This is a genomic window from Salinivibrio sp. SS3, assembly GCF_001722105.1.
In the GTDB taxonomy this organism is placed as follows: domain Bacteria; phylum Pseudomonadota; class Gammaproteobacteria; order Enterobacterales; family Vibrionaceae; genus Salinivibrio; species Salinivibrio kushneri.
This window is the reverse complement of record NZ_MEBQ01000012.1, coordinates 110,734-123,254: the sequence shown is the minus strand read 5'-3', so window position 1 is coordinate 123,254 and position 12,521 is coordinate 110,734. Positions and strand designations below refer to the sequence as shown.

Genomic DNA, 12,521 nt, shown 5'->3' with positions numbered 1-12,521 from the left:
GCAATGTGTGCATCAAGATAAGGACATCACGATGAAAAAACTGATCCTTGCTACCTCCGTTTCCCTGTTTAGCCTCAGCGGCTGGGCGGCGGAATTGCCTGCAAATCTCAATTGGCAAACCAACTGGGATGCCCCCAAAATCGGCTCTCCCGACGCCAAGCGCGGCGGTACACTGCGTACCCATTTGCAGAGTTTTCCGCAGACATTACGCACTGTGGGGCCGGATTCAAACTCAGGCCTGCGCAGTTACTTTCTTGATGAAATGCCCTCACTGGTAAAGCGCCACCCAGATACGCTGGAATGGATCCCGGATTTGGCCAACGAGTGGGCATTTAGTGACGACAACAAAACCATCTATTTTAAGCTTAACCCAGAAGCGACTTGGTCAGATGGCGAACCAATGACCGCCGATGATTTTGTCTTTATGATGCAGTTTTATCGCTCTAAAGACATTGTTGCCCCTTGGTATAACGACTATTACACCAACACCATTGGTAGTGTGGAGAAAATCGACGCGCATACTGTGGCCATATCGAGTGCAGTAGAGAAAAACCAAGAAGAATTAATGTATACCTTAGGAAGCTTAATTCCGCGCCCTGCGCATTTTTACGCTAATCCGCGCAAAGATGAAAACCAAGACGGCATTGCTGACGACTATGTGCGCCGCTATAACTTTAAAGCCGAGCCCACCATGGGGCCCTATGAGCTGGGACGTGTACAAAAAGGACGCCGACTCACCTTTAATCATGTCGACGATTGGTGGGGTTATACCAACCCCTATTACCAAAATCGCTACAATGTTGAGCGTATTCGAATGCGCGTGATCCGCGATAACGACATTGCCATGAAGCATTTTGAAAAGGGCAATTTGGATGTGTTCGATTTGGTACTTCCAGATATCTGGCATGAAAAAACCCAATCTGAACCCTATAAAAAAGGCTATATCACCAAGTTCTGGGGGTATAACGAAGTGCCGGTTGGCGCGGGCGGTTTGTGGATGAACTCGGCCATGCCAATGCTGGATGATATCAATGTGCGCAAAGGGATTCTCTATGCTACCGATTTTGACGGCATGATTGAAAAAATCACCCGTGGCGATTACTCGCGGAAACCGCATGCAATGGGCTTTGGTCATGGTGAATACGACAATGACGGTGCGACGCCGCCACCGTTTGATCCTAAAAAAGCGATCCGCTATTTCGAACAAGCCGGCTTTGACCAGGTTGGCGCCGATGGTATTCGCGTCAATGACAAAGGCGAGCGTTTAAGCTTCGCGATTACTTATGGGTATCAGCAGCACACACCACGCATTGCTTACTTAAAAGAGCAGGCTAAGCAAGCAGGGCTGGAATTTACTATTAACTTGGTCGATGGCTCATCGGCGTTTAAATACGTACTCGAGAAAAAGCATCAGTTGGCGTTTCTTAATATGGGTACCTCGGAAATTCCGGCCTATTGGGAGTACTTCCACTCGGATAACGCTAATAAAACGCAAACAAACAACCACTCTAACTACAGCTCACCGGCATTGGATAAGCTGATCATGGCCTATAAAAGCGAGTTTGATACGGCGAAAAAGTATCAGCTGTCGCATCAAATCCGCGCCAAAATTTCAGAGGCCAGTGTGATTGTACCTGGTTACATGGTGCCGTATGTGCGTCAAGGTTTTTGGCGTTATGTGCAAATCCCAGATAACGCGATGACCAAGCGCACCGAAAACATGGTCACCAGCGGCCGCGTGATGGGCTTTGGCACCTTCTGGATTGATGAAGAGATGAAAGACGCCACCGAAGAGGCTATGGACGACGATAAAGCCTTTGAGCCGGTGACCATCATTGATGACAGATACAAGCTGTAGAGGCGATTATGACGCAGGATGTCATTCTTTCGGTTAAGGATTTGACCGTTAATTTTACCACTGACGATGGCCCCCGTGAGGTACTTCACGGGGTAAGCTTTGAGGTGAAAGCCGGGCGCACGCTCGGCTTGGTGGGCGAATCGGGCAGCGGCAAAAGTGTCACAGCGATGTCGATCATGGGCCTGCTCCCTAAGCCCTACGGCCAGGTGACGGGCGGCGAAATCTTGTACCGCGGGACCGACTTGGTGACCTTGCCCGCCAAAGAGCGCTATGCGATGCGTGGCAATCGGATCTCGATTATCTTTCAAGACCCAATGACGGCGCTGAACCCTGTGCATACCATTGGTCGGCAAATCAATGAAGTCTTGATGTTGCACCGCCCGGAGCTGGATAAAAAAGCCCGGTATGCCTGCGCATTGGATATGATGAACAAGGTAAAAATCCCACTGCCTGAAAAGCGTCTCAATGAGTATCCGCACAACCTGTCTGGTGGGATGCGCCAACGGGTCATGATTGCCATGGCACTGGCCTGTAAGCCCGATATCTTGATATGTGATGAGCCAACTACCGCCCTAGATGTGACGGTGCAGGCCTCGATTTTAGATTTGATTAACGAGCTGCAAGAAGAAACCGGCATGGCGGTGATTTTTATCACCCATGATCTGGGGGTGGTCGCCGAGGTGTGTGACGATGTGGCGGTGATGTACGACGGGCAAATTCGTGAACGGGCAGATATTTTTACCTTATTTGACCACCCTGCCCATCCATATACCAAGCGTTTGCTGGGGTTAATGCCGGGGCGTACCCACCAACCCAAGCAGATGATTGATATTCGCCCGTTGGAAGAGTTTGATGCCACGCCATCATCCACGTAGTTGCAGGAGAAAGCGATGAGCAAGGAAGTCCTCAGAGTAGAAAATCTGAAGCAGCATTTTGTCTCGGGCAAAGGCCTGCTTCGTCAAGGCTACACCATTAAAGCGGTCGACGGTGTATCGCTGTCGGTGTCACAAGGTGAAACGCTCGGGCTGGTGGGCGAGTCGGGGTGTGGCAAAAGCACCCTGGGCCGTACCATGCTTAAGCTGTTTGAGCCTACTGAAGGCAAGATCTTTTTTGAAGGTAAAGACATCACCCCGTTGTCGCCACGTCAGATGCGGCCTCTGCGTAAAGATATGCAGATTGTCTTTCAAGATCCGCTCGAGTCGCTCAACCAGCGCCATACCATTGGTGGGATCTTAGAAGAGCCCTTTATTATTCACAATATAGGCAATGCGAAAGAGCGCCGCCAATGGGTACTTGAGCTATTAGATAAAGTCGGCTTGCCCCACGATGCGGTTAACCGCTATCCGCATGAGTTTTCGGGCGGTCAGCGCCAGCGGATTGGTATTGCCCGGGCGATCGCCCTTAAACCGAAACTGCTGATTTGTGACGAGTCGGTCTCCGCCTTGGATGTGTCGGTGCAGGCACAAATTCTTAATCTGTTGCTGACACTCCAGCAAGAGATGAACTTGGCGATGATTTTTATCTCGCACGACTTATCGGTGGTTCGTCATATCTCCGATAAGGTGGCGGTGATGTACTTTGGTCATGTGGTCGAAGAAGGGCCGACCGAAACCGTCTACCATCAGCCGCAGCACGAGTACACGCAAAAGTTACTCTCTGCCATTCCGATCACCCACCCCAAATACCGCAAACACAAGCGTCGCGCCGAGCAACCGGTGGCCGAAAAAAAGCCTGAAACTATCGGATAAGTGTCGCCCTACCCAATTTCAGGGTGGGGCTCCTTTCATGTCTAATGATTTGATGAGAGCCAAGTAAACGGTGAGCCCATCATGTGGCTTGCCTCACATTTCCCTTCTTCCCATTATCGCTTATGACAAGTTCGTCAATAACTGTGAGTGCGATCTCTGTTCATGCATCAGTGTTACCGGTAACTTTACGGCGTAGAAGGTTGGTAACATAACAATTACATCCAGCGTTTCGACCACTCGCATTCCAGCTTGATGGAATAAATGGAAATAAAACAAGGACATCCTACTATGAAAGCAATAACGAAAACCCTGCTCGCTGCCTCTATCTCTGGCTTGCTCTCTATGTCAGCGATGGCGGCAGATTTTAATCTGAAAATCCAATCGTCTGATCCCTCGGGCGATCTCAACTTTAAGGTTCAGCAGCGCTGGGCTGACCGTGTTGAGACCATGTCTGATGGCCAAATTAATATCGATTTATTGCCTGTTGGCTCTGTGGTGAAACACACCGAGACGCTCGGGGCGATAAAAATGGGGATCCTGGACGGCCATGTCACTGCCACGGGCTACTTTTCCGGCAAAGATCCGGCCTTTGGCTTGATTGGTAACATGGTCGGTGCCTGGTCCGATACCACCCAGCTGCTGCAATACATGAATTACGGTGGTGGGAATGAGCTGATGACCGAGCTTTACGCCCCGTATGGTGTGCAGTTTGTAGGCGCGTCGACCACAGGCGTTGAGTCGTTTATTTCCAAAAAACCGATTGATGGCGTGGCTGATCTCAAAGGACTCAAGCTGCGTGCCCCAGAAGGCTTGGTGCAGCAAGTGTTTGCCGCCGCCGGCGCCACACCGGTTAACTTGCCGGGCTCGGAAGTGTTTACCGGTCTGAGCAAAGGGGTAATTGATGCGGCTGATTACACCGTGTTTTCCACCAACCAAAAAGCGGGGATGAATGACATTGCACCGCACCCAGTGCAGCCAGGCTTCCACTCGTTGCCACTGATTGACATCTCTATCGCGCAGAAAAAATGGGACAAGATGCCGGAAGACTTGCAGACCATTTTGAAAACCTCTGTTCGTGACTTTTCTTACGACATGACCACCCAGCTGAAAATGGCAGATATGGCGGCGGTGAAAGAGGCGAAAGCCAACCCAGAGATCACTATCCACGATTGGTCTGACGAAGAGCGCAAGAAGTTTCGTGAAATCGCCAAAACCCAATGGAAGGTGTTTGCCGAGCGCTCACCCAATGCACAAAAAGTGTATGACTCAGTCACTGATTTCTTAGAAACCAATGGCTTACTGTAAGCATTCATCCTTGTCTTGTCAGTGATAGGAGGGCGTTGCCCTCCTGATTGTGGACCCATTTTATGACTGAACAAACGCCTCACACCCCGCCCGAGCCCGACGAGCACCCAAGAAACGTGCTCGATAGAGCGATCATTAAGGTGAGCCACCTATTAAGTTGGTTGTTTATCGCCACCGTCTTTATCTCTTTTTATGAAGTGGTGATGCGCTACCTGTTTGATTCACCCACCACCTGGGTACATGAAACCGCCTCATTTATCGGCGGCTCATTGTTCATTATCGGTGGCATTTATGCCTTCGCGGCCAATCGCCATGTGCGTGTCGTCCTGATCTACGACGCGGTGTCGTCACAAACGCGCAAATACCTCAACCTGGTTCATCACCTCGTCGGACTCGCATTTGCCAGCATGCTGGCCTATTCATCCTACTCGCTTGCCAAGGAGGCCTGGTTTGCACCTTGGGGCGAATTACGGCTTGAGACCTCGGGGTCTGTGCTCAATGCTCCCTATCCGGCGCTGCTTAAAGGGCTGATTTTTATCGCGCTGTGCATTCTTGTGATCCAGTTTGTATTGCATCTCATCCAAGAGCTGATGGGGCTGAGGAACAAAGACGATGTTTGATTTATCTTCGATTGGACTGGCGTGGGGAAGCCTGCTCATGCTGGTGATGCTGATTGGATTGCTACTCACTGGGATGCAATTGGCGTTTGTGTCTGGGTTTGTGGCGATCTTTTTTACCCTCTTTTGGTTTGGCCCCGAGGCGATGCCATTGATTGCCAGCCGCACCTACAGCTTTGCCTCCGGTTACGTTTTTTTAGCCGTGCCGATGTTCGTGTTGATGGCGGCACTGCTTGACCGGTCAGGCATCGCCAAAGACCTTTTCGATGCCATGAAATCTCTAGGCCGCAAGGTGAGAGGCGGGGTCGCGGTACAAACCATTTTAGTCGCGGTGTTGCTGGCTTCTATGTCTGGCGTGATTGGCGGTGAAACCGTGCTATTGGGGATCTTGGCGTTACCGCAAATGCTCCGCCTTGGTTATGATCGCAAGCTGGCGATCGGTACTACGTGCGCAGGGGGCGCGCTGGGGACCATGCTGCCGCCCAGTATCGTACTGATTATTTACGGCATGACCGCCAGTGTATCGATTGGTGATTTGTTCAAGGCATCCTTTCTCCCCGCCTTTATTCTCGCCGCTTGTTACATCGCTTATGTGTTGATTCGTTGTAAGTTAAATCCGTCACTGGCGCCGATCCCAAGTGACAGCGGCGAAGACGACGAGCCGCAAGTGAGCTACTTTAAAGCGCTGTTTTTCCCGCTTTTCTCGGTAGCCGTGGTACTTGGCAGTATTTACACCGGGGTGGCCTCGGTCACTGAAGCCTCGGCGCTTGGGGTGGTGGGGATCATGCTGTCTGCCATTGTCCGTGGTGAGATGAACCTCTCGATGCTCAAAGAGAGCGCGATTGCCACTATGCGCACTTGCGGGATGATCATGTGGATTGGCATTGGTGCCAGCGCCCTGGTGGGAATCTACAACCTGATGGGCGGAATTGATTTTGTTGAACAAGTGATCCTGAGCCTAAGTGGCGGCAGTGCGATAGGTACCTTGCTTATCATGATGGTGATCTTACTCGTCTTAGGGATGTTTTTAGACTGGGTCGGGGTGGCGCTGTTAACCATGCCGATTTTTGTGCCCATCATCACCGGGCTAGGCTTTGACCCCATTTGGTTCGGGGTGGTGTTCTGTCTCAACATGCAGGTGTCGTTCCTTTCTCCGCCATTTGGACCCGCTGCTTTTTACCTTAAATCGGTGGCTCCGAAAGACATCAGTCTTGGTGAAATCTTTACCTCACTCCTGCCTTTTATCGCCTTGCAAGTGCTCGTGCTGTCATTGGTGATTATCTTCCCTGAGTTGGCAATGTGGTGGCAATGATCATGGTATTAAAACAGCAATATCGAGTTCTCAAGGTGTTATCGCTGGCGTGTGGCCTGGCTAAGGGTTGTGGTGTGCAATGAAAGTAAAAAAACTATTAATCATGGGGGTTTCAGGGTGCGGCAAAAGCCTGATTGGCAGTGAAATTGCCCGTGCACTCGACCTGCCTTTTTATGACGGTGACGATTATCACCCCGCTGACAATGTAGAAAAAATGCGGCAAGGGATCCCACTGACCGATGCTGACCGCAGTGGCTGGTTGCGCACCTTGAACCGTCTGTACACCGACAACGAAGCGGCGGTGATTGCTTGCTCAGCATTAAAGCCGGAATACCGTGACGTTCTGCGACAAAACAACTCAGAGTTAGTGGTTATTTACCTGCAAGGGGATTACGCCACGATTTGGTCACGGCTACAAAAACGGGCTAACCATTATTTTCACGGTGAAGCCATGCTGCGTAGCCAATTTGATGCCTTGGTCGAGCCCAGCGCTGAAGAGGCCTTGTTTGTCGATATCTCTTACCCCGTCGACATCGTGGTCGCGCACGTGTTGCAACAAATAAAGGAGATGGAGTCATGATGCCATCACAGATAAGTCTGGTTGGATTAGGCGTGATGGGGAAAAGCCTGGCTTTAAACCTTGTCGATCACGGCTTTAATGTTGCAGGCTTTGATATTGACCCGCATCACCGTCAAGCGGCGCATGAGGCTGCGTTATCCCTCAATCAGGCGTCGGGCAAAGGCCAGCTTACGGTGGTCGATTCGCTATCTCAGCTGCTGGCCAGTTTGCAAACGCCGCGCGTTATCGCCTTGTCGGTGCCCGCCGGCGAAGTTGTTGATCGGGTGATCGATGAGTTGTTGGTGGCGGGCCTGGCACCTGACGATATTGTTATCGACACCGGCAACAGCCTGTGGACAGATAGTGAGCGGCGCGCCCGCGACTACCAAGGGCAATTGCGCTTTTTTAACACCGCCATTTCCGGCGGGGAAGTGGGCGCGCGTATCGGTCCTTCGCTGATGGCCAGTGGCGATGCGTCAGCGTGGGCGCAGGTTAAACCCATGTGGTTGGCGATTGCGGCAAAAGTGGATCACGCCGGTCAGCCTGTGGGCCAGTTTGAGCAGGGGGAGCCGTGTGCCGCTTATTTAGGCGGGGCGGGTGTGGGCCATTATGTCAAGATGGTACATAACGGCATTGAATATGCGGACATGCAGTTAATTGCGGAATCGTACCATTTTATGTCGCAAGCACTAGGACTGTCGGCGGTGGAAATTGGCCAATGTTTTGCTCGTTGGAACCAAGGGCCACTCAATAGCTACTTGATGGCAATCAGCGCCGAGATCTTGCAAACCCCAGACCCTATCACAGGTAAGCCGTTCGTCGAGGTGGTGCTGGATAAAGCTGGCCAAAAGGGGACAGGCATGTGGACGGCAGTGAATGCGCTGCAAACTGGTGTTGCGGCACCGACCATTGCCCAGGCGGTGTTTGCACGCGCCCAAAGTGGCTTAAAAGCGGTGCGAGTGGCGGCAGCGAAAACCCGTACCAACGCAGAGTCTGTTGCGTATGATGATATTGATACGCAGCTTGAAAACCTACACGACGCCCTGTATTGCGCCAAATTATCGGTGTATGCCCAAGGGTTTGATCTGATCAACACCACCGCGCAGCAACAAGGCTGGACACTGGATTTTGCGCAAATTGCCAAGATTTGGCGCGCAGGGTGCATTATCCGCGCACAATGTTTAAGCGAGATTGCCAGCGCGTATCAACAGACGCCAGATGTCGCTAATTTACTTCTTGTCGCGCCCTTTGCCGAGGCGGTGAGTCGCCAAGCTTCCGGCTGGCGTGCGACCGTTGCCAGTGCCGCGCAAGCGGCGGTGCCTATTCCCGCGATGGCGGCGTCATTGAGTTATTTTGATGCCCTATGCAGCGAGGTGTTACCCGCTAACTTGCTTCAGGCTCAGCGCGACTATTTTGGCGCTCATGGCTATGCACGCGTGGATGACGATGAGTCACGCCAGTACCATTTGACCTGGAGTGAGCAGCCAAAGCGCCAGCAAATACGATAATAGAAGGCGCGCTGTGATGGGCGCGCCTTTTTGTTACACGTAACAACAAAAAGGGCCAAAGAGTGGGTATGATGGAGCCAAAACAAGACTGCATCAATGAAAGACCCCAGATGGCGAATAAGAAAAAGCGACCGACATTACAAGACATTGCCGATCGAGTCGGCGTCACTAAAATGACAGTAAGCCGCTGTTTACGCGACCCGGCAATGGTCTCTGAAACCGCCCGTGAAAAAATCCAATTGGCGGTAGAGGAGCTGGGTTACATTCCCAACCGCGCCCCCGATATTCTCTCCAATGCAAAATCCCATGCAATTGGCGTACTGGTACCTTCCCTGACCAACCAAGTCTTTGCCGAAGTGATCCGCGGGATTGAATCCGTCACCTCACCAGAGGGCTATCAAACCATGATTGCCCACTACAGCTACAGCGCCGCGCTCGAGGAGCAGAGCATTGAGTCTTTGCTCTCGTATAACGTCGATGCGATCATTTTGTCCGAAAATGTGCATACCGATAGAGCGCGCAAAATGCTGCAAACCGCCTCGATTCCGGTGATTGAAATCATGGATAGCGTATCGCCACGCATCGAGCAAGCGGTCGGTTTTGACAACACTAAAGCCTCGCGCGATATGACTAAGGCCCTGATTGAAAAAGGCCGCCAATGCATCGCGTATTTTGCCGCCCGTATGGATGAACGCACGCGCCTAAAGCTTGAGGGCTATCATCAAGCGATTGCTCAAACCCAGCAAACGCCGATCAGCCTGCAGACTGAAGACGCCTCATCATTTACCTTAGGGGCCAAGTTACTCGGTCAGCTGCTTGAATTACATCCCGAGGTGGATGGCATTGTTTGCACCAACGATGATCTGGCGATTGGTGCTTTATATGAATGCCAGCGACGCGGGATCAAGGTGCCGGAACACATTGCGATTGCCGGTTTTCATGGCCACGACATCAGCCAAGCCATGCTCCCCAAACTGGCGACAGTGATCACCCCCCGAGAAGAAATCGGCCGCGTCGCTGCCACCGAGCTTATTGCCCGACTCCGCGGCGCCGACACCTGGCCGAGCCACATCGATCTTGGCTACCGCATCGAACACGGGGAGAGTATTTGAGGCAGGGATCATGACACAGCGATGAGGCGTTGTCTGCGAACGCGTTAACCGATGGATATTACGTGGGAGCTGGCCACTCCGATGCCAAACTTTATGTGGCAGCAAGCGGCGAAGTTGGCAGTAGGCAGAAAAAAAGATTGCCAAATTGTTTCGTCAATCCACGACTATGGGGCATTGACCCCTGTGATAAAATGAAAGGTTGCATCATGATACTGTGCATATATACGCCTCATCAGTGATAGTTGTTTCATAAACTTGATAAAAAATCACGAAGTATAAAAGGGAAACTCTATGTCGTACCTTAGCTTTATTAGCGATACAGAGCTTGTTGCTCTAGTCTCAGAAGTCTTGAACAAGGGAATGAATGCTAAAAATACAGTCAAGGAGGAAAGTAGATTCAATAAGAACGTAATAGATCCTTTTACTACCTTATTTGATGCCTCTATATCTGGTTTTGATCACGAGACTTGGAAAGAGTCGGAAGCCACACGCCAGTATCAGAAAACTCTTACAAACAGTGTTGGTATGCTACATCAAAACTTACTTGGTCACAGTGAGGGGTGGGTTAATTTAGGGGTTGGATCTGAGGTCGATCTGAAGAACGATGAGCGTAAGATCATTGCTGAAATTAAGAACAAGCATAATACTCTTACTGGAGGCAAGCTCGCGAATCAATATCACAATTTGGTCAGTAAAATCTCTCAAAAGTCTAGCTATTATTCAGGGTATACCGCTTACTTTGTAAACATTGTTCCCAGAAAGCCGGAGCGGCTTGACATTCCATTTGTACCTTCAGATCCAACGACTGGTTCTAAAGTTCCTTCCAATCCTGATGTTCGTATTATAGATGGAGCTAGTTTCTATGCTTTGGTCACGGGTGATGATGATGCCTTGGAGAAGCTCTATAGCGCGTTACCAGATGTAATAGATCAGGCTTTTATACAACTAGGCTTGGATGGAAAGTCACCAAAAGATGCAGAAATATTTAAACAATATTTCACGAAAGCCTTTGAATAACCATGTGTAACGTTTGACCTTTTTACTGGTTAAATATACACTTGTAACCATGAATAAGGTTTGGGGTGGTTACATGAATGACAAAGGCCTAACTATTGCTCAAGTTGCTGATATGCTTGGGGTTTCCAAGGAGACACTAAGGCGCTGGGAAACCTCGGGTAAACTGGTTCCTGAAAGAGATGACTGCAATAACTATCGCGTTTATAGTCCTAATCAGTTAGATATGTTCGATGAAGCTAAATCTCTTACATCGAGCAATTGGGACAATGAACTAGAGGTTGCTCCCTCCCGTGACTACTCTGTTGTTGAGCTCTTTGCTGGAGCAGGGGGCTTAGCTTTGGGTATGGAGAGAGCGGGCTTAAAAACACTTTTGCTTTCTGAATTGGATAAGCATGCTTGCAACACGTTGACTTCGAATAGGCCAAACTGGAATGTGATTCAAGGGGACGTAACTGAACTTGACTTTACACCTTTTCGAGGAAAAGTCGACGTCTTATCAGGCGGCTTTCCTTGTCAAGCATTTTCATATGCAGGAAAGAAGCAGGGTTTTGAAGATGCACGAGGGACATTGTTCTACGAGTTTGGTAGAGCAGTTAAAGAGATCTCGCCACGTGTTATTATCGCAGAGAATGTAAGAGGCCTTTTAAACCATGATGAAGGTAGAACCCTTTCTACCATTAAACAAATAATTAATGAGCTAGGATATGAACTGGTGCAGCCAAGGGTTTTGAAAGCAGTTTTCTATCAGGTTCCTCAAAAGAGAGAACGGCTGTTCTTAGTTGCTATAAGAAAAGACCTCGCTAAGTATGCGCCATTCGAATGGCCCTCGCCCTATAAGCGTATTATGACGATGAAGGACGCTCTCAAAGCTGGTGAACTGTTTGAGACAGATGTACCTTACTCCGAAGGTCAAAAATATCCGGAGACCAAAGCTAGAGTTCTAAAGCTTGTCCCTCCTGGTGGATATTGGAGAGACTTGCCACTACAAATCCAGAAAGACTACATGAAAAAAAGTTTCTACCTTGGTGGCGGTAAAACAGGCATAGCTCGTAGGCTTAGTTGGGATGAGCCAAGCTTAACTTTAACTTGCGCACCAGCTCAAAAACAAACAGAGCGATGTCATCCCGATGAGACCCGCCCACTAACTGTTAGAGAGTATGCAAGAATTCAGACATTTCCTGACGATTGGTTATTTTCTGGACCTATTACCGCCCAGTATAAACAAATTGGAAATGCTGTTCCTGTGAATCTTGCTTATGCTGTGGCGCGTTCAGTTGTTAGACTGCTGAATAATATAGATAGTGAATCTTCTCGTGAAGAGCAGCACTTGCTGGATACAGAGCAACCTGCATGACGCCAAAAAAGTATTCAATGGAAGTCTAAAGATGCAACCATTCGGAAATTCCGGATAGCTCGATTAGAGGGAGCACGTCACGTCTCGCGTGAGGCCGCTCCCCAATCTAAATGGTAATTCGTTAAATGGGC

11 protein-coding genes are annotated in these 12,521 nt (G+C 50.0%); all 11 read left to right on the top strand.

Annotation, left to right across the window (positions count from 1 at the left end):
* Positions 1-31: 31 nt before the first annotated feature.
* The 11 genes from BGL48_RS06720 to dcm all read left to right on the top strand — a co-directional run bounded on the left by BGL48_RS06720 (position 32) and on the right by dcm (position 12,390).
* Complete coding sequence (locus BGL48_RS06720; protein WP_069361937.1) at positions 32-1,858, top strand: extracellular solute-binding protein; 1,827 nt, start codon at positions 32-34, stop codon at positions 1,856-1,858.
* 8 nt (positions 1,859-1,866) lie between these two features.
* Positions 1,867-2,733, top strand: coding sequence for an ABC transporter ATP-binding protein (locus BGL48_RS06715; protein WP_069361936.1), 867 nt, complete (start codon positions 1,867-1,869; stop codon positions 2,731-2,733).
* Positions 2,734-2,748: 15 nt separating this feature from the next.
* Complete coding sequence (locus BGL48_RS06710) at positions 2,749-3,606, top strand: ABC transporter ATP-binding protein (RefSeq protein ID WP_083238468.1); 858 nt, start codon at positions 2,749-2,751, stop codon at positions 3,604-3,606.
* Positions 3,607-3,894: 288 nt separating this feature from the next.
* Positions 3,895-4,911 carry a TRAP transporter substrate-binding protein gene (locus BGL48_RS06705; protein ID WP_069361935.1) on the top strand — a complete coding sequence of 339 codons (1,017 nt, stop codon included), beginning with the start codon at positions 3,895-3,897 and terminating at the stop codon, positions 4,909-4,911.
* A 62-nt stretch (positions 4,912-4,973) separates the two neighbouring features.
* Complete coding sequence (locus BGL48_RS06700; protein WP_069361934.1) at positions 4,974-5,531, top strand: TRAP transporter small permease subunit; 558 nt, start codon at positions 4,974-4,976, stop codon at positions 5,529-5,531.
* Complete coding sequence (locus BGL48_RS06695; protein ID WP_069361933.1) at positions 5,524-6,840, top strand: TRAP transporter large permease; 1,317 nt, start codon at positions 5,524-5,526, stop codon at positions 6,838-6,840. The genes BGL48_RS06700 and BGL48_RS06695 overlap by 8 nt, the downstream gene beginning before the upstream one ends.
* A gap of 79 nt (positions 6,841-6,919) precedes the next feature.
* On the top strand, positions 6,920-7,420 hold the full coding sequence (locus BGL48_RS06690) for a gluconokinase (RefSeq protein ID WP_069361932.1): 501 nt from the start codon (positions 6,920-6,922) through the stop codon (positions 7,418-7,420).
* Positions 7,417-8,907, top strand: a complete 1,491-nt coding sequence (gene gndA / locus BGL48_RS06685) for an NADP-dependent phosphogluconate dehydrogenase (protein ID WP_069361931.1) — start codon at positions 7,417-7,419, stop codon at positions 8,905-8,907. The genes BGL48_RS06690 and gndA overlap by 4 nt, the downstream gene beginning before the upstream one ends.
* A 110-nt stretch (positions 8,908-9,017) precedes the next feature.
* A complete protein-coding gene (gntR, locus tag BGL48_RS06680) occupies positions 9,018-10,019 on the top strand; it encodes a gluconate operon transcriptional repressor GntR (RefSeq protein WP_077650775.1) in 1,002 nt (333 codons plus the stop codon).
* 291 nt (positions 10,020-10,310) lie between these two features.
* The gene (locus BGL48_RS06675; protein WP_069361930.1) at positions 10,311-11,036 is read left to right on the top strand and encodes an Eco47II family restriction endonuclease; all 726 of its coding nucleotides are present in this window, start codon (positions 10,311-10,313) and stop codon (positions 11,034-11,036) included.
* A 73-nt stretch (positions 11,037-11,109) separates the two neighbouring features.
* Entirely contained in the window at positions 11,110-12,390 is a 1,281-nt protein-coding gene (gene dcm, locus BGL48_RS06670) for a DNA (cytosine-5-)-methyltransferase (RefSeq protein WP_069361929.1), read from the top strand.
* Positions 12,391-12,521: the final 131 nt, after the last annotated feature.